Genomic DNA, 16,264 nt, shown 5'->3' with positions numbered 1-16,264 from the left:
CGTTACGTACGGAGCATCTCGAAGGCCGGAGCGGGAGCCCCGCGGTGAACAAGGGGCGCCGCGCTTGCCCCCACCGGTCGGGGTCGGCCCTCACCTTCCACGAGGTTCGGTGAGCATGTCCGCGAGGCGGTCGGCGAAATCGGTGAGCCAGTCCCGCCGTGGTCCGCTGCGTGCGATGCGAAAACCGTGCCGCCGACCCCAGAATGCTGCCTGGACGGCATGGAACTGTGCCCACCGCTGGACGCGATCGCGGTCGAGCTCCGCGGCCTCTGTGAAGACGTCCAGGGCGCGGTGGGCAGCCTTGCGCAGGTCGTCCGCTTCGAGGAGCCTCAGCGCGCGGGACTTCAGCAGCGTGCCGCCGTCGTACGCCGGATCCCCTGCGTACCCCTTGGGATCGACGGCCAGCCACGGTTCCCGGTCGGCCCGGAGGATGTTCCGGGCGTGAAAGTCGCCGTGGACGAGCGTGTCCGGCTGGACCCGCCCCAGCTCCCGGACGGTTGCCAGGGCGGCGTCCAGTACTCGAGGTGGCAGCCTGTGTGTCAGCTCCCGGGCGTCCGTGCGCAGCTGTTCCTCCCAGGCGCCGGCCCGCTCGCACAGCCGGGGCAGGCCCTGGGGAGCGGGGACGGTGAGGCGGCGATGGAGCCGCCCGGCGACCGCTACGACCTCGTCGCCGTCCTCGACCTCGGCAAGGGTCGAAGGCCGGACCCGCTCCAGCAACATGGCGAACCGTTCGTCGTCGCGCTCGTGCAGCAGCACGGCGCCGCATCCGGCCCACACGACGAGCGCATCGGGCTCGTGGACGTTGCCCGGGTGCGGGAAGGACACCTTCAGTACGGCATCCCCCTCACCCTCCCGCCGGACCGGAACGACGAGGCCGACGCCACCGTGCATGACCTCGCCATCCGGCACGCACCCCCAGCGCCCCAGCAACTCCTCCACGACGTCCGGCAGCTCGGCGATCCACGCCGCCCCGCATTCCCCTTCGCGGTCGACGGTGTTCCGCACGAACTCCTGGGGCATCGCCATCATCCTCGGCACCCTACGTGTCTCACCGACGCCACCGGACCCGCGCCGGCCACCACCGGACCTGCGCGGCCACCACCGGACCTGCGCGGCCACCACCGGACCTGCGCCGGCCACCACCGGACCCGCGCCGGCCACCACCGGACCTGCGCCGGTCGCCGCCGCCCGGCGGACCGCGCACCACAAGGGCACGACCGGAAACCGGGGGTTCAGGCAGCGGAGCGGTAGACGTGCTCCTGCCCGTCGCCGTCCTCGAACTCGACGGTGAACGCCAGGCCCATCTCCCTCAGAGCGGTCAGGAGCACAGCGACGCGGTCGGGATCCACGAACCCGCTGATCAGTACGGAATCACCGGGAAGCAGCTCGAACTCGGCGAAGGCGCACTCGACTTCGAAATCCGTCCAGCTCGACCGGCGGACGCTCCAGCCGGCGGCGCGGAACTCCTCGGCTGCGCGCCGGGCGCCGACCGGGTACGTGAGGGTTCCCCACAGGTTGTTACCTTGCTCAGCCCGGGCCAGGGCGGCGGCGTCGAGGCGAGGCCCGCCTGCCCCGCCGGAGGTGAAGTCCACGGGGGCCGACCGTATCAGGCAGGTGTGCGCAAACCCCGTGTGCTGCACGGGACATGGGCTGACTGTGGCCGGACGGGCGTCGGGCCGGCCACGGTCAGGAGCTCCGTGAAGGGGGAGGCCGTGAGCCCTGCCCTTGAGGACGCTCCGCAGAGGTGTGGGCGCCTCATCGGGTCCTGACGGCACCGAGTCGGTTCTCGCGCGCCGGCCTGCGCCCGGGTGCGAGCCGTCATCGCACCTCGGGCCGGGGCAGGACCGCCATCGCGGTGTCTGCGACGTTCCGCAGCGTCTCCGGGGCCAAGCCGGCCTTCCCTACCGCTTCGACACCGCGGACCACCGTCAGCAGCAGTGCCGCCAACCGCTCCGGATCCGCGGCGCTGTCGATGTCCCCGTGGCGCTGGGCGGCGCTGATCTCGGTCCGCAGCAGGGCCAGCAGCGCCGTCATGGTCTCGGCCGACCGTCCGGCGACCGTCGGATCGTTCTGGGCCAGTTCCGCCGCACCCTTGGCCAGCAGGCACCCCCGGCGCTCGGAGTCGGAAGCGGTGTTCTCCGCCATCAGGTGCACGTATCCCGACAGCCGGGCCAAGGCCTCCGCGTCCGGGCCGCCTGTCAGTCGTCCTTCGGCCACCTCGACGACCGCGGTGCACCAGTCGCCGAACACGCGGTGGAACAGCTTGCCCTTGTCGCCGAACGCGCCGTACAGGCTGCCCTTGCCGAGTCCGGTCGCCCGGGCGATGTCGTCCATCCGGGTTCCCGCGTAGCCGGTCGCCCAGAACTGCTCCCGGGCCCGTTCCAGGACTTGGCGTTCGTCGAATGCGCGTGGTCTCGGCATGGCTTCAGCCTATCCATTCTTGACCCGATCGTCCATTACTGCCTACGTTATGGACGATCCATTCCATAACTGAAGGGCTCGACATGCCAGGCGTGTTGCACGAGAAGGTGGCCGTGATCACCGGAGGGACCAGCGGGATCGGGCTGGCCATCGCCCACTGCTTCGTCCGGGAGGGCGCCCGGGTCTTCGTGACCGGCCGGGACGTCGACCGCCTCGAAGCGGCAGTCGACGAGTTGGGTCCCGCGGCCACCGGCGTGCGATCCGACGTCTCGGTCCTGGCGGACCTGGACGCCCTCTACGCGCGAGTCGGCGAGGAGGCCGGGCGCATCGACGTGCTGGTGGCCAATGCCGGAGTCGTCGCGGACGCCGCGCTCGGCGCCCACACCGAGGCGGACGTCGACCTGACGCTCGCCGTCAACGTCAAGGGTCCGCTGTTCACCGTGCAGAAGGCGCTTCCGTTGCTGGCGGCGAACGCCTCCGTCCTGGTTGTCGGCTCGAGCAACAGCATGCGACCCAATGAGCAACTCGAGGTCTACAGCGCCTCGAAGGCGGCCCTGAGCAACCTCGTGCACAACTGGGCCCGGCAGTCCCGGGAGCGCCGATTCAGGGTCAACGTCCTGAGCCCGGGACCTACGCGTACCCCTGGCCTGCTGGGCGTCGCGGGGCCGGAGGCCGACCGGTTCGCCGAGGCCGTCGTGCCGCTGGGGCGGCTGGCCGAAGCCGAGGAGATCGCCGAGGCCGCCCTCTTCCTGGCTTCGGACGCCTCGTCGTTCGTCACCGGCGCGGAACTCTTCGCCGATGGCGGCTACACCCGGGCCTGAGCGAGAGCCGGTGGAGCGCCCCCGGTTCCCCGGACCGCCGGGGCGCGCCACCGGTCGCGCGTGTGCGTCGTACGAGCCCGGGGCGCCCGAGGCGGCGAGCGGAGCGGATCGCGCCGTGTGCCGACCGCGAACCCGCGATCCGGGCTCGTGCGCCGGGCCGTTCCCGTGTCGTCCGGGAGGGCGATCGCGGATGCCGACGAGCCGGGCCCCTTGCACGTTCCCTGGCGCAGCTCGTAAGTTACTGGAAGGTAGTTTGTGTGATCGGCGCGTTCCGCCGCCGTCCTGTTCGCACGGCTGGACGCGGTCACCACCGAGATCGACGAGCCGCTGAGCCGCGCGCCGGGGGAGGGGCCGGACATCGTCCGCGAAACCGTGCCGCGCTCACCGTCACGCGCCCGGATCCCACCACCGGCCTCTGTGTCCACCCATTTCGAGGGAGCATGTATGCCCACGCTCGATCGCCAGGAGAATGTCTTCGTTCTCGACCTCGGTGACGGTGAGAACCGTTTCCACCCGGACTGGGTCGCCTCCGTCGGAGCGGCGCTGGACGAGGTGGAGAAGGCGGAAGGGCCGCGAGCCCTCGTGACCGCCGCCACGGGGAAGTTCTACTCCAGCGGACTCGACCTGGACTGGTTGTTCGCCCACGCCGACCAGCAGCAGGAATACGTCGTATCCGTCCAGGAACTCTTCGCCCGGTTGCTGTCGCTGCCGCTGGTCACCGTCGCCGCGCTGCAGGGGCACACCTTCGCTGCCGGGGCGATGTTCTCCCTGGCTCATGATTTCCGTGTCATGCGCGCCGACCGAGGCTTCTGGTGCCTGCCCGAGGCGAGCATCAACATCCCGTTCACGCCCGGCATGTCCGCCCTCATCCAGGCGCGGCTGTCCCCGCAGGCCGCCCACCGGGCCATGGTCACCGCTCATCGTTACGGAGGCGGCGAAGCCGAAGCCTCGGGCATCGTCGACCACGCTGTCTCCGAGGACGCCGTACGCTCCGCCGCCGTGGAGCTCGCGGCGGCTCAGGTGGACAAGGCCGGTGACACGCTCGGCACCATCAAGGCCCGCATGTACGGCCCTGCCCTGGCCCTCCTGCGCGACACGGCCTCCCCTCTGGGCTGATCCCGCCCGAGCAGGCGGGGCGGGGCAGCGAGCCTCGGTGCCCGGCCCGCCTGTTCGCCACCACGTCAGAGGCTCGCCCGTGAACCGCGGGTGAGCCTCGCCGCCTTCGGCAACGAGAACCCGTGCCTGTGCGGGGCCAACCGTGCACTTCCGACCTGATCGAAGCTCAGGGCACGTGGCCGCCGCGTGGACATGTGCCGCGGCGAGGATGGGCCGGCCTACCGAGGCCGTCGCCCGCGGTCCGGTGCCCGGAAGGGCGCCGGTGCCCCGGGAGCACGCACCGCGGTCACTTCTTCGCCCTGCTGGCCTTCTTCGCCGGTCGCTTGGCGGCGGTCTTGCGAGTGGGGGCCGCGGCCCGCGCGGCCTGCTCCTCGGTCGCCGTCCCCGCGGTGGAGAGAGCTCCGCCGGTGCTCTCGAGGTGTGCGCGAACGAACCACTGGAACTGTTCCAGGGAGCGCAGGTGCTCGACGAGGAGGTCTTCGGTGACGGGATCGATCGAGCCGGCCTTGGCGGCCGCTGACCGGTGATCCTCGACGACACCGGTGTACACGAGGTCCAGGGCGCCGAGGTGGGCGATGGCGTCGGCGCGGCCGATGCTGTAGTCCTCCCAGGTGCGTTCGGCCACCAGCACGCCGGGGGTGCCCTGCGGCACACCACCGAGCGCCGAGATGCGCTCCGCGGTGCCGTCAGCCATCTCCCGCACTGCCGCGGTCTGCGGATCCAGCATCTCGTGCACAGCGATGAAGTGGGGACCCACCACGTTCCAGTGGATGTGCTTCAGGGTGAGCGCGAGATCGTTGAGGGCGTGCAGCCGGGAGCTCAGGAGTGTGACGAGCTGCTGGCCGTTCTTGGTGGTGAGACCGGGGACCGTGTAGCGAGGGGTGGGGGCTGGCATGACGCTCCTTTTGTCAGGATTTCCGCAGTTCCTCTGCCCCTTTCTGCCGGATCCCTAACACGGATGGGGCGTTCGTGCTCAGGGTGAGTCGCCCGGGCGGCACACTCAGGGCTCATGCCCACGTCACCTGTTGCCTCCTCCGCGCTGTATCCGGATGTCACGGCTCGCGGCAGCCTCGCCGCGGCGCTCCGAGCCGAGGCGAACGGATGGCTCGCCGCCGTGCCTGTCATGTCCCCGGGTGCGGATCCGCTGCTGCGCGCGATCGTCCCGAGCGGGCTTCCGCACCGTGAGGAACTGAAGATCACCGGCTGGTCCCGCGAACGTCAGTGGTCGGTCCGGGGGTCGGACTCGTTCCAGGGCCTCGCCCTCATCGACGGTGAGACCCGCGACCTGGCTGCAGTCGCCAGAGCTTCCCGGGCCTGGCACGACGGGGCGTCACTGGAGGACATTCGCCGGGTGGCCCCCTTCGTGCACCTGACCGGACGGTCCGACGTACCCGACAGCGATCCCGCGCGACTCGTGCGATCCGAGTGGCAGCACCTGCGCCAGGAAGCCGCAGAGCGGGAAGCGGCGGCGGGGCCGGCGAACTACCGGGCCCTCGTCGAAGCGGCCTACGCGGAACCGGCACTGCGCGCCCTCTACCCGTTCACGAGCCACTGGGTCCTGCGCTTCGCGACCAGCACCCGGCCACGACTGGCCGCGGCCGGAGTATCCGTGTCCGCCACGAGCGACGGCGTGTACGGGGTCGGCACGGGGGGTGTCGGCGACGACCTCGGCCGGTTCGCCACCGCGCGGGAAGCAGTGCGAACGGCCGTACTCACGCTCCCGGCCGGCCTCGGTCCCGTCATTCTCGGCACCCTCGACGGATGACCGGAACGCACGACGAGTCGCGGGCTCGACGGCCCGCCGCCGGCCAACTGTCCCAAAGCGCGGGAGTGACGTGCCCGCGTCCGTCACGCCGGCGGCAGGTCGACCTTGGCGGCCACCGCATCGAGCACCCACTCCAGGCCGGTCGTGAAGGAGGTCTCGGCGTCGACGTCCGTGCCGTCGTACACGGCTTTGGACAGCGCGGGAAAGCGGCCCGTGGACAGCATCCTCGTCAGATACGGGCCGGAGGCCCGCTGCCAGTCCTGCTTGGACAAGCCCGAGGCCCGCTCGGCTCGCCGGTTCGTGACCTCGCGTCTGATTGCGCCGGTGTAGTAGGCGCCGACCGTCTCCACGGCGCGCATGACGGTGTCGATGTCGGCGATGCCGTCGAGGGCGGTCAGCGTGGCCTCGGCGACCGCGAGGCCGTTCGGGCCCAGGGCCGGGCGGCCGCCGAGCAGATCAGCCAGCCACTCGTGACGCAGAGCGGTCCGTCTCGTGCGGTGGGCCAGGGTGCGCAGCGCCTCCCGCCAGTCACCGGGCTGCTCCTCGGTGAGGATCTCGGCATGGACCTCGTCCACCATGAGGTCGAACAGCTCCTCCTTGGTGGAGATGAATCCGTACAGCCGCATCGGGCCGGCGCCCAGCCGGGCGGCGACCTTACGCAGGGACACGGCCTCCAGCCCGCCTTCGTCGGCCAGTGCGACGGCGGCGGCGACGATCCGCTCCCGGTCGAGGGGTACGGGGCGAGATGGCGGCTCCGGGCGGTCCCACACAGTCATGGGCCCATCGTACTGTTGCGATGCATCGTATTCAGTCAATACAGTGTATCGCCATGAGGCATCGAATCGCAGTGATCGGGAGCGGCCCCGGAGGCCTTACATTCGCGCGGGTCCTGCACTGCCACGGTTACCCCGTGACCGTCCTGGAGCGCGATACTGCCCCCGACGCCCGCCCTCTGGGTGGCACGCTGGACCTGCACGAAGGGCTGGGCCAGCTCGCGCTGGAGAAGGCGGGGCTGCTCGCGGAGTTCCTGGCGCTCTCCCGTCCGGAAGGGCAGGCGATGCGCATCCTGGACCCGACCGGGGCCGTCCTGCGCGACTGGCGCCCCCGCCCGGACGACCGGGCCAATCCCGAGATCGACCGCGGCGACCTGCGCGACCTGCTGCTCGGTCCCCTCGACGTCCGCTGGGGGCAGCACGTGACGGAGGTGGTACCGGGCGAGGAGGGCGCACTGGTCCGTCTCGCGGACGGGACACAGGAGCCGTTCGACCTCGTGGTCGGCGCGGACGGTGCCTGGTCCCGGACCCGCCGGGCGGTCTCGGCGGTGACGCCGCATTACACCGGGGTCACCTTCGTGGAAACCTCCCTGGACGACGTCGACACCCGCCACCCGGACCTCGCCCGGCTGATCGGCGACGGTTCGCTGGCTGTGTACGGCGTGAACCGAGGCCTCGTCGCCCAACGCAACAGCGGCGGTCACGTCAAGGTGTACGCCCAGTTCCGTGCGCCGCTGGACCGGTACGCGAGCCTGGATGGGGCTGATGCCGAGGCCGTGCGAACGAGGCTGCTGGATCTGTTCGACGGATGGGCAGCCCCCGTCCTCGATCTCCTCCATCACGGCACCACCTTTGTCCACCGCCCCCTCCACGTCCTGCCTGCGCCCCACACCTGGCCCCATGTCACCGGCGTGACGCTGCTGGGCGACGCCGCCCATCTCATGCCTCCCCTGGGGGCGGGCGCGAACCTCGCGATGCTGGAAGGCGCCGAACTCGCCGAGGCCATCGCGACCGGCCCGGGAGAACTGGACGACGCCGTCCGTGCCTTCGAGGAACGGATGTGGGAACGGGCCGGCAGATGGGGGCGGGTCACCACAGCCGGCCTGGAGCGCCTCGTGAGTCCGGACCCCGCCGAAGCCCTGGTCCTCTTCGACGAGGTCCAGCCGTCGTGACCGACGAACGTGAGAGCTCCCGCGTCGCGCTCGGACACAGCCTTCGCGCGCAGCCGCAGCATTCCCCACGTCGACGACCTGTCGGTCTGGTCCCTGTGGTGCATCCGCGTACGTCCGGGGCATCGAAGGAAGGGGATCTCGCACGCGCTGATCGCCGGTGCGGTCGAGTTCGCCCGTGCCCACGGCGCCCCGGTGATCGAGGCGTACCCGCTCGACAGCGGTGATGCCAGGATCGATACGACGACGGCATACGCCGGGATCCGGAGGAACTTCGAGCGCGCCGGGTTCGTCCACGCTGCCGACACCACCTCGGTGCTGGCCGGCCACCCTCGAGTTCTGATGCGGCTCGACCTGCACTGACACATCCCCCGGCTGCGGAGACGGGGGAGAGGGAGCCGACTCGTCGGGCCACCTAAGGCGAGACCGAGATCGTGTGCACCGTCGACGAACTCGTCGAAGTCGGAGGCGACTTCATCCGGCGGGAGCCGGCCGATGTCATCGCGTTACATCCAGCGCTCGCCGTGAACCGGGCTGCCCGGCAGCTGGCGGGCGAAGCAGGCCGCACCCTGGGCTGACGCGCATGCCGGGGCGGCGCGCCATGATGCGCTGTGCAGGACAGTTCATGTCGTCCGCCCCGCACGCGGAGCCTGGCCGACGCGGATTACGTTCAGGCCTCTGATCGACGAAGCGCCCCGGGCCGACCGGCCCGGGGCGCTCCTGGACGATTTCACCGTGCGCGTCCGCGGCGTATCAGCAGCAAGGTGATGAGCAGTGCGCCGCCCGCGAGGAGCGGGGTGCGGTTGGCACGTGCGGCCGACGCGGCCTGGCCCACCTTCTCCCGCAGCGGGTCAGGCGTCTTGGCCGCCACGTACTGCCCTGCCTGGGCCGCGCTCTCCCGTACCTGTGCGGCGGCCTGAGCCGTCTTCTCCAGCACGGCGTCGGGGGTCTTGTCCTGCACCAACTGTGCCGCCTGCCCCGTCTTCTCGCGGATCTGGTCGGAGGCCGACGCGGCCTTGGCCGCAGCCTGCTCCTTCACGGCGGCGGTCTTCTCCGCGGCCTGTGCCTTCGCCGCGGCCGTCTTCTCCTTCGCCTGCGCCTTGATGTCGGCCTTGGCGGCCAGCGCCTCGACGGTCTGCCCGAGTTCGTCGCGCGTCTGCTCGACCTGCGCGCGCAGTTCCTCAGGAGTGGGAGTGCCCATCTTGTTCTGCGATTCGTCGTTCATCGGTGTGCCTTCTCCTTGATCTCGGCCAGATCGGCCTTGACGCTGTCGATGGTCTGTTCGGGAGCGGGTGCGCCGGCCCGCGCGATCTGCTTCTTCCCGGCCAGGGCGGCCACGGCAGCAGACACCGCCAGCACGGCAGTGACGATCAGGGCCGCTGCCCACAGGGGCAGGGCCAGCGCGAGCGCGGCGATGCAGGTCGCCACCAGCGCCTGGGCCGCCAGGATGCCGATGAGACCGGCGACGCCGAACAAGCCGCCGCCCTTTCCGAAACGCTTGCCCTTCTGCGTCATTTCCGAACGTGCCAGCTGCATCTCCTCGCGGACCAGCTCCGAGATCTGCTGCGAGGCGCGCGATACGAGCGCGCCCACCTGTTCGCCGTCGGCGCGAGGCTGCTGCTCCGTTGTGCTCATGATGAGGTCACCTTGCCTTCCTCGATCGGTCCGAATCGTCAGGGGCGGACTCCTCACGTGGCAGTCGGCCGCGGCGAGGAACTCCCTCATCGGGATGTGTACGCCGTTGTCGCCCGGCTACCCGGCAACCGCGTCCGCATCCGTCCCACGGAGAGAAGCCGCTCACTGCGTCATGCGGCGGCGGTCGCCGGCGCTCCAGGCGCGGGTGTCACGGGGCTCCACGTACGGCTCCTCGTCCTCGGGCAATCCGCCCGCGATCGCGCGCTGCCGCACCATCTCCGCGTCGAACTCCAGGCCCAGGAGGATCGCCAGGTTGGTGATCCAGAGCCACACCAGGAAGACGATCACGCCGGCGAGGGCGCCGTACGTCTTGTTGTATGCGGCGAAGTTGGCGACGTAGAAAGCGAAACCGGCCGAGGCGAGCATCCAGATCACCAGGGCCAGGAAGCTGCCCGGGGTCACCCACCTGAAGCCGCGGCCCTTGGCGTTCGGAGCGGCCCAGTAGAGGACTGCGATCATGACGGTGACCAGGAGGACGAGGACCGGCCACTTCGCGATCGACCACAGGGTCAGGGCGGCGTCCCCGACGCCCAGAACGGTGCCTGCCTGCTGTGCCAGGCCGCCCGAGAAGACCACGATGAGTGCGCTCGCACACGCCAGGACCATGAGCGTCACGGTCAGGGCCAGGCGCAGCGGCAGGATCTTCCACACCGGCCGGCCCTCGGGCATCTCGTAGACCACGTTCGAGATGCGGATGAAGGCCGCGACGTACCCGGAAGCCGACCACACGGCGACGGCCAGACCCGCGAGCGCCATGAACGACCCGACGCCCGAGTTGCCCTGGAGCTGCTCCACCGCGTCGCTGATCACGTCCCGGGCGGAGTTGGGCGTCAGCTTCTGCAAGTTCCGCAGGACCTGCTCGGTGGCCGACTCGCCGGCGATGCCCAGCAGGGACACCAGAACGAGCAGGGCGGGGAACAGCGCCAGTACCCCGTAGTAGGTCAGCGTGGCGGCACGGTCCGGGAGCTCGTCGTCCTTGAACTCCTTCAGCGTGCCGCGCAGCACGGCGGTCCAGGACCGCCGGGGCAGCTCGGCCGGCTCGTCCGGTGCCCGCTCCTCGACCTGTTCATCGGGGCCCACTCCGGTAGCCGGATCCGTGGCGCCGGAATTGCGATCGCTGCCGGGTCGTGCCGGCTTCGGTGTGTCTGCCATACCCAGCGGGTTTCCACCGCGGCGCCACTCATGTCCGCGAGGGCACCCCAGAAGCCGGGGCCACGTGCGGGACCGCGACGCTGTATCCGCCTGCAGGCCGGGGTGACGTCTCATCAGGTGCGCTGTTGACCCGGTGGTCCTGGTGGTGGCCGGTGACGGGACTGCTCAGGGCGACGGGCAGGGCATGACATCGCCCTCGATCGGCCCTGGCATCCGAACGCCCTCCTCGACGCAAGCAACTGGCTGCAACTCCGGGCTGCCCCCACCTCGAACGTCGAAGTGCTCCAGCTCCTCGCCGGACGAGGCCGCACGAAGCGGATCCGCAACACCGCCAAGAGCGTCATCCGGCAGCAGCGGTCACGCTGAGCCGCACGTCAACCGCTGCGCGCAACGATGCCGTTGCTCGACCTGGTACGCGCAGCGGCGCGTAGGCATCCCGGCGTACGCGCTCCCACCCGACTGCCCTCGTACGCGACGGGAGTCCGTCCTGCCGTCCGACGCGACCGTGCCGGTGCGGTCACGGCGGCTCCGGGCAGACGGGGTCGTCACCGGAACCGGGGGCGTAGTTTCGCCGTTCGGCAGTGGTCAGGTCGCGGGCCACGGCTCGGCAGATGGAATCGATCGCCTTGCCGGGCGCGGAGAGGACGACGTCCCAGAGGCGTACGACCCGGCCCTCCGTCCCGGCTGCCAGAGACCGCCCGTCCGGGCTGAGGGCCACTGATGTGACAACGCCTCCGGGCAAGGTGAACGTGGTGCGGGACCGTTGGGTCGACAGGTCCCACAGTTGCACCGTGCCGTCGTAGCCGGCACTCGCGAGCGTCATACCGTCGGTGGAGAACGCCGTGGCCGTGATGTGGTCGGTATGACCGGTGAGCGTCGCGCTGACGCTGCCGTCGCCTGTGTCCCGGACGCGGATGTCGCCCTCGTCCTGCCCGATCGCCAGGCTCCGCCCGTCAGGCGAGAACATCAGCTTCCCGTAGTCCTCGACCGTGATCAGCGTTCTGCCCTCGGCGGTGTCCCACAACCTGGTCCGCTGCCCTTGGCTGACGGCCAGAATCCTTCCGTCGGGCGACAGGGCCAGTTCAGCCTGCCCCTTGTCCTGGTCCGGCATCGGAACGCCGGGCATCATTGTGCCGGTACGGGTGTTCACCAGCCGCACTTCCGCGTCCTCGCCGTGCTCGGCGAAGGCGAGCACTTCACCGTCAGCGCTGAGTGTCACCGCCTCCACGTAGCCGCTGTCGTGCCTCCCCGGCGTCGCGACGGTCCGGCCCGTGGCAACGTCCCAGACTTCGACCCTGCCCTTTTCGCTCCATCCCACTGCCAGCGCACGCCCACGAGCGTCGAACGCCGTGGCCCACACCACGCGGCCCGACAGCTCGCCTCGCAGCCGGCCCTCGGCCGCCGCCCACAGCTGCACGGTGTCGCCGCGGGCCAGCAGCGCGCGTGAATCAGGGCTGAACACCAGAGACGGCGGGGCCCCGGCGTGCCCCGCCGTGCCGGCGTTCAGGGCAAGCCGCGGCAGAACGGTGCCCAGGCCCCATACCCGCGCGCCCTCAGCGCCCCCGGTGACGAGGGAACGGCCGTCGGGCGTGAAGAACGCGGGCCGCGTCACACGGTGGTACACGCCGAGGGCCTTCCGGGCCGGGACGTCCCAGAGGCTCGCGGTGCCGTCGACGTAGATCGCTGCGAGCGTCTGTCCGTCCGGGCCGAACGTCACGTCGTCGACGGTGGTCCGGTCCCTTCCCTCCAGGGTGGTGACGGTTCGCTCGTCCCCGGTGACCCTCCACAGAGCGGTCGAGCCGTCGTGATGTCCGACCGCGAGGAGTGAGCCGTCGGCGCTGAAGTCCAGGGTCCCGATGGCCTCGTCGCCGTGCGAGGCCAAGGATTCCCTGCGTTCACCGCTCGCCACGTCCCACAGTTCGAGGGTGCCGTTGCCGCTGCCGATGGCCACGGTGCGCCCATCCGGTGAGAACGCGTGGAACGACTCCGCCCTCACGACGGTGTAGCCGGTGAACCGGTGCGCGGGCCGGTGCGTTGCCAGGTTCCACACCGTGATCTCGGAGCCGGTGTCGCTGCTGAGCAGCCGCCGGCCATCGGGAGTGAAACGCAGTGCCGCGACAGGCCACTCACCGGAATCCAGGATCTTGCCGCGTTGCCGGTCGGACCCCACGTCCCACAGACGGATACGGCCGTCGTCCGTACCCGTTACGAGTGTCTCTCCCGTCGGGTCGAACACGATTTCCCGCAGGTTCGCGGCGGGAAGCCGCAGCTTGCGGGCCTTCCCGTCGGACAGCGACCAGACACGCACATGCTGCTCGTCGTCGACGGCAGCGAGGTTCCTCCCGTCGGGACTGAGGGCCATGGTCACTCGCGTCGCGTCCGGAAGCCGTCGTTTCAGGGGCAGGCCTGCCGCGGCGTACACGGCAGTTGTCGCCTCCTCGGTGGGTTTCGTCCGGTAAGCCTGGACGGCGAGCAGCGACGCGAGGTCGGGCGAGGAATCGATCAGGCTCGCGGACTGGGCGGCGAGCTGCCTCGACCGGGCCATCTCCTCGGCCTCGACGGCGGACTGCCGCTGCCATATCGCGATTCCTGCCGCCAGGAGCACGGTGGCCAGGGCGGCAGCCAGGACGCTGTTCAGCCGGCGCAGTCTCCTGTGCCTGGTCTGCTGGTGGTCCCGGCTCGCCTGGAGGAACGCGGACGTCACCCGCGGCAGCCGGCGTGCCGCCGCGTGCTCCAGGCCCTCGTTCAACGCCGATCCGCTGAGGAGTTCGTCCGTCGACCTTTGGTGCTCCGTCCAACGCGCGCACTGTTCCTCGGCCCGGCGCAACCAGTCCTGGAAGCGATGATCCTCGCGGACCCATTCCCTCAGCTCGCCCCAGTCACGGATCAGCGCCTCGTGAATGAGTTCGGCGACCGGGGTGCGAGGGCCGTCAGGGAGGTTACGGGTGATGATCACGCGGGTGTGGATGAGCGTGTCGAGTACCTCACCCGCATCCGTACCGTCTCCCGCGTCGGCGGTGATGTCCCGCAACGTGCTCAGCGGCAGTTGCTGGCGGACGGCGGGTATACGGCGAGCCTCGTCGGCCGGGCGCACCAACGCGGTGAGCAGCAGCCGCGCGATCGGCTGCTGGGCCGGGGCCAGACGATGAAGCGCGGTGTTGCACCAAGTGGCGAGGGAGCCGCTGATACTGCCCAGGCGCTGATACGCGTCATGGGTGAGGCGACCGTCCGTCCGCCTGCGCCAGAGCTCACTGAGGGCGAGTTCGAGTGCCGGCAGCATCGTCGAGCGGGCACGCCGGGAACCGGCGCCCGCCCGCGCGGGTTCGGCGTTCAGGATATCGGTCACGATGCGTTGCGGCAGACCATCGGCGAAGCGCAGTCCGACCGATTCCGCGGGCAGGGTGATGATCTCGTGCAGCTCCTGCGTGCCGAGCGTCGCCGGTACATCCACCAGCCCGGATTTCACCGCAGTCCGGAGGCCGGGAGCGACAGCGAGCCGGGGGTAGAAGTCGTCCCGCACGACGAGAATCATCCGGGCCGGGACGTCCGAGACGACCAAGGCCTCCAATTGGTCGAGTGCGGTGCGGCAGGCGTGCGGTGGCTCTCCGCCTGCCTCGCCGGGCCCTTCCCGCAACAGCTCTTCGAAGGGGTCGACGATCAGGAGGAGTTGGTCGTACGAGGGATCGGCATCGAGCCGCGCCGTCACAGCCGCCACCAGCCCGTCGGCGGCCCCCGGCAGGCCGGACCGTTCCAGCTCGGCGAGCAGATCCTCACCTGGACGGGCCACCACGGGCAGCCAGCGGTCGCTGCCGGGCAGCCGGCCTTCCGCCAGTGAGGGCAGCACACCCGCCTGTATCAGCGAGGACTTGCCCGAGCCCGAGGGGCCCAGCAGCAGCACCGCCCGCTGCGGACCGGCCAGCGCTTCCAGCACCTGATCGACGGCGGCGGTGCGCCCATGGAACCACTGGGCCTGGTCGGCCGTGAAGGTGTCGAGCCCGAGGTAGGGGCACACCTCCCGCTCGATCAGGCCGGGCCAGGCTTCCCGGATCGCCTGGACAGGAGTGGCGTAGGCGATGCCCAGACCCTTGAGATGCTCGTCCGGCGGCCCGATGGCAGTGATCATCCCGATGACGAGCCCGGTCGTCTCGTCGACCACCGGGCTTCCGCTGAAGCCGGTGGCCAGGTCGTTGCTGTCGGAGAGTTGGAGCAGCCCACCGGGCGTACCGTCGACCGGGAGGAGATGGCCCGCCTGCCCATAGCCGAAATGCCCCTCGGACGGTGCCTGGGCGGGGAAGCCGTAGCTCCATATCCGGTGACCTCGGCCGTCCGCCGACGAACCCAGCCGCAATGCCCCGGTTCCCGTCGGGGGGTTGTCGAGCCGTATGAACGCGAGGTCCTGTGCCTCGGGGGCGCGCCGGCCCTCGGCCAGCAGGGTCCCCGTGCAGCGCGCCACGTGGCCGGCGTGCGGGAAGTGGAGGGTGACCTCATCACCCGTGGACACACCCGCGTTCCGTGTGACGTGCGCGCACGTGACCAGCAGGGTTTCCTCCACCAGGAACCCCGCACCGGCCGTCCGGCCGTCTGCCGCGAAGACCCGGGCGACTGACGCCTCCGGTGCCGGTCCCGCCACGTCGCCTCCGTCCTCAGCCTGCGGACGGCGGTTGCTCGGCCTTGTTCCACTGCAAGCGCACCTTGAGGTGGCAGGAGGCCTCGGTACTGGTGATGATGGCTCCGGCGCGGCCGGCGAGGTTGACCCCGAATTCGACCTCCAGCTCGTCCGGCTGGGCATGTGTCAGTTGTTCCAGGATGGTCCGGGAGGCGACCGTCACCGGCTGGAGCACCGTACGAAGACCGGCCGGGAGTTCATCGACCAGGTCCCCGAGCCGGCCGGCCTTGACCGGCCCGCCCAGCGCGTCCCCATCGCCGAGTACCTCCAGGAGCACCGCACCACCGTCTTCCAGCGGTATGCGCACAACGCTGCCCACCGGTCCCCCTGTCTTTGTGTGAGTCTGTGAGCGGTCCGATCCTGCCGGGGCCGAGTGAATGCGCCGACCCTCGTCATGGGCACAGATGTACCACCCGTGCACCACGGCCGCAGCCATAGCTCGGGGAATGGCCAGATCATGCGCGTGACGGTCAGCGGGACAGCCGCCGGGGACGGGGCCGGCGCAATCGATTGCGCCGGGGGGCCCTGACGCGGTGGGCGGACCTCGCCGAGGGAATCCGTCACCTGCAGGCGGAGGGCGGTACCGCCCCCGGCCTGGATGCAGACCGGGAGGCAGCGGCGCTGCTTGCCGGTGTCCAGGGCGGCGTGCTGCTCCTCATGATCACCGGTGCTCCCACCTCCCTGGA

At 70.6% G+C, this 16,264-nt stretch carries 15 protein-coding genes and 1 pseudogene; 6 read left to right on the top strand and 10 right to left on the bottom strand.

All coding sequences use genetic code 11. The features are described from left to right. Nucleotides 1-90 precede the first annotated feature (90 nt). The 3 genes from ACFYQ6_RS29095 to ACFYQ6_RS29085 all read right to left on the bottom strand — a co-directional run bounded on the left by ACFYQ6_RS29095 (nt 91) and on the right by ACFYQ6_RS29085 (nt 2,421). On the bottom strand, nt 91-1,029 hold the full coding sequence (locus ACFYQ6_RS29095; protein WP_388765759.1) for an aminoglycoside phosphotransferase family protein: 939 nt from the start codon (nt 1,027-1,029) through the stop codon (nt 91-93). Nucleotides 1,030-1,232: 203 nt separating this feature from the next. Next, complete coding sequence (locus ACFYQ6_RS29090) at nt 1,233-1,592, bottom strand: hypothetical protein (RefSeq protein ID WP_361585597.1); 360 nt, start codon at nt 1,590-1,592, stop codon at nt 1,233-1,235. Between the two features lie 226 nt (nt 1,593-1,818). Continuing rightward, entirely contained in the window at nt 1,819-2,421 is a 603-nt protein-coding gene (locus ACFYQ6_RS29085) for a TetR/AcrR family transcriptional regulator (protein WP_388765757.1), read from the bottom strand. 83 nt (nt 2,422-2,504) lie between these two features. Between ACFYQ6_RS29085 and ACFYQ6_RS29080 the strand changes: the two genes are divergently transcribed. Beyond that, a complete protein-coding gene (locus ACFYQ6_RS29080; RefSeq protein WP_361585592.1) occupies nt 2,505-3,242 on the top strand; it encodes an SDR family oxidoreductase in 738 nt (245 codons plus the stop codon). A 444-nt stretch (nt 3,243-3,686) separates the two neighbouring features. Next, nucleotides 3,687-4,358, top strand: a complete 672-nt coding sequence (locus ACFYQ6_RS29075; protein ID WP_388765755.1) for an enoyl-CoA hydratase-related protein — start codon at nt 3,687-3,689, stop codon at nt 4,356-4,358. Nucleotides 4,359-4,644: 286 nt separating this feature from the next. Here the strand turns inward: ACFYQ6_RS29075 and ACFYQ6_RS29070 are convergent, their stop codons facing one another. Further along, nucleotides 4,645-5,253 (bottom strand): DNA starvation/stationary phase protection protein, encoded by a 609-nt coding sequence (locus ACFYQ6_RS29070; protein ID WP_361585587.1) that lies wholly within the window; start codon nt 5,251-5,253, stop codon nt 4,645-4,647. 114 nt (nt 5,254-5,367) lie between these two features. On the opposite strand from ACFYQ6_RS29070, the gene ACFYQ6_RS29065 reads away from it, so the two are divergent. Then, on the top strand, nt 5,368-6,123 hold the full coding sequence (locus tag ACFYQ6_RS29065; RefSeq protein WP_388765753.1) for a DUF6193 family natural product biosynthesis protein: 756 nt from the start codon (nt 5,368-5,370) through the stop codon (nt 6,121-6,123). An 83-nt stretch (nt 6,124-6,206) separates the two neighbouring features. Here the strand turns inward: ACFYQ6_RS29065 and ACFYQ6_RS29060 are convergent, their stop codons facing one another. After that, complete coding sequence (locus ACFYQ6_RS29060; protein ID WP_361585582.1) at nt 6,207-6,899, bottom strand: TetR/AcrR family transcriptional regulator C-terminal domain-containing protein; 693 nt, start codon at nt 6,897-6,899, stop codon at nt 6,207-6,209. A gap of 53 nt (nt 6,900-6,952) precedes the next feature. On the opposite strand from ACFYQ6_RS29060, the gene ACFYQ6_RS29055 reads away from it, so the two are divergent. From ACFYQ6_RS29055 to ACFYQ6_RS29045, 3 genes and pseudogenes are all read left to right on the top strand, one after another. Continuing rightward, the gene (locus ACFYQ6_RS29055; protein WP_361585579.1) at nt 6,953-8,068 is read left to right on the top strand and encodes an NAD(P)/FAD-dependent oxidoreductase; all 1,116 of its coding nucleotides are present in this window, start codon (nt 6,953-6,955) and stop codon (nt 8,066-8,068) included. 15 nt (nt 8,069-8,083) lie between these two features. Continuing rightward, nucleotides 8,084-8,428 (top strand): annotated as a pseudogene (locus tag ACFYQ6_RS29050) (GNAT family N-acetyltransferase); the annotation flags it as partial. 71 nt (nt 8,429-8,499) lie between these two features. Beyond that, nucleotides 8,500-8,643, top strand: a complete 144-nt coding sequence (locus ACFYQ6_RS29045; RefSeq protein WP_388765751.1) for a hypothetical protein — start codon at nt 8,500-8,502, stop codon at nt 8,641-8,643. A 152-nt stretch (nt 8,644-8,795) separates the two neighbouring features. Here ACFYQ6_RS29045 and ACFYQ6_RS29040 read toward each other — a convergent pair whose 3' ends face one another. From ACFYQ6_RS29040 to ACFYQ6_RS29020, 5 genes are all read right to left on the bottom strand, one after another. Then, complete coding sequence (locus ACFYQ6_RS29040; RefSeq protein ID WP_356739181.1) at nt 8,796-9,290, bottom strand: DUF3618 domain-containing protein; 495 nt, start codon at nt 9,288-9,290, stop codon at nt 8,796-8,798. After that, a complete protein-coding gene (locus tag ACFYQ6_RS29035) occupies nt 9,287-9,700 on the bottom strand; it encodes a phage holin family protein (RefSeq protein WP_388765750.1) in 414 nt (137 codons plus the stop codon). The genes ACFYQ6_RS29040 and ACFYQ6_RS29035 overlap by 4 nt, the downstream gene beginning before the upstream one ends. A gap of 162 nt (nt 9,701-9,862) precedes the next feature. After that, nucleotides 9,863-10,912: a YihY/virulence factor BrkB family protein gene (locus tag ACFYQ6_RS29030; RefSeq protein ID WP_361585568.1), complete on the bottom strand. Its 1,050-nt coding sequence runs from the start codon at nt 10,910-10,912 to the stop codon at nt 9,863-9,865. Nucleotides 10,913-11,429: 517 nt separating this feature from the next. After that, nucleotides 11,430-15,542, bottom strand: coding sequence for a trypsin-like peptidase domain-containing protein (locus ACFYQ6_RS29025; RefSeq protein ID WP_388765748.1), 4,113 nt, complete (start codon nt 15,540-15,542; stop codon nt 11,430-11,432). A gap of 13 nt (nt 15,543-15,555) precedes the next feature. Further along, nucleotides 15,556-15,897: a CU044_2847 family protein gene (locus tag ACFYQ6_RS29020; protein WP_388765746.1), complete on the bottom strand. Its 342-nt coding sequence runs from the start codon at nt 15,895-15,897 to the stop codon at nt 15,556-15,558. Nucleotides 15,898-16,264: the final 367 nt, after the last annotated feature.

The sequence above is a fragment of the Streptomyces sp. NPDC005494 genome, from assembly GCF_042872025.1.
GTDB lineage: Bacteria > Actinomycetota > Actinomycetes > Streptomycetales > Streptomycetaceae > Streptomyces.
The sequence above is the reverse complement of the archived record's forward strand: the minus strand, read 5'-3'. Positions and strand labels throughout refer to the sequence as shown.

What these genes read in the sequence shown, in the direction of transcription:
- ACFYQ6_RS29075 (WP_388765755.1), top strand. Translation starts at nt 3,687, where the DNA reads ATGCCCACGCTCGATCGCCAGGAGAATGTCTTCGTTCTCGACCTCGGT.
- ACFYQ6_RS29080 (WP_361585592.1), top strand. Translation starts at nt 2,505, where the DNA reads ATGCCAGGCGTGTTGCACGAGAAGGTGGCCGTGATCACCGGAGGGACC.
- ACFYQ6_RS29065 (WP_388765753.1), top strand. Translation starts at nt 5,368, where the DNA reads ATGCCCACGTCACCTGTTGCCTCCTCCGCGCTGTATCCGGATGTCACG.
- ACFYQ6_RS29095 (WP_388765759.1), bottom strand. Translation starts at nt 1,029, where the DNA reads ATGATGGCGATGCCCCAGGAGTTCGTGCGGAACACCGTCGACCGCGAA.
- ACFYQ6_RS29030 (WP_361585568.1), bottom strand. Translation starts at nt 10,912, where the DNA reads ATGGCAGACACACCGAAGCCGGCACGACCCGGCAGCGATCGCAATTCC.
- ACFYQ6_RS29040 (WP_356739181.1), bottom strand. Translation starts at nt 9,290, where the DNA reads ATGAACGACGAATCGCAGAACAAGATGGGCACTCCCACTCCTGAGGAA.
- ACFYQ6_RS29060 (WP_361585582.1), bottom strand. Translation starts at nt 6,899, where the DNA reads ATGACTGTGTGGGACCGCCCGGAGCCGCCATCTCGCCCCGTACCCCTC.
- ACFYQ6_RS29035 (WP_388765750.1), bottom strand. Translation starts at nt 9,700, where the DNA reads ATGAGCACAACGGAGCAGCAGCCTCGCGCCGACGGCGAACAGGTGGGC.
- ACFYQ6_RS29070 (WP_361585587.1), bottom strand. Translation starts at nt 5,253, where the DNA reads ATGCCAGCCCCCACCCCTCGCTACACGGTCCCCGGTCTCACCACCAAG.
- ACFYQ6_RS29055 (WP_361585579.1), top strand. Translation starts at nt 6,953, where the DNA reads ATGAGGCATCGAATCGCAGTGATCGGGAGCGGCCCCGGAGGCCTTACA.
- ACFYQ6_RS29085 (WP_388765757.1), bottom strand. Translation starts at nt 2,421, where the DNA reads ATGCCGAGACCACGCGCATTCGACGAACGCCAAGTCCTGGAACGGGCC.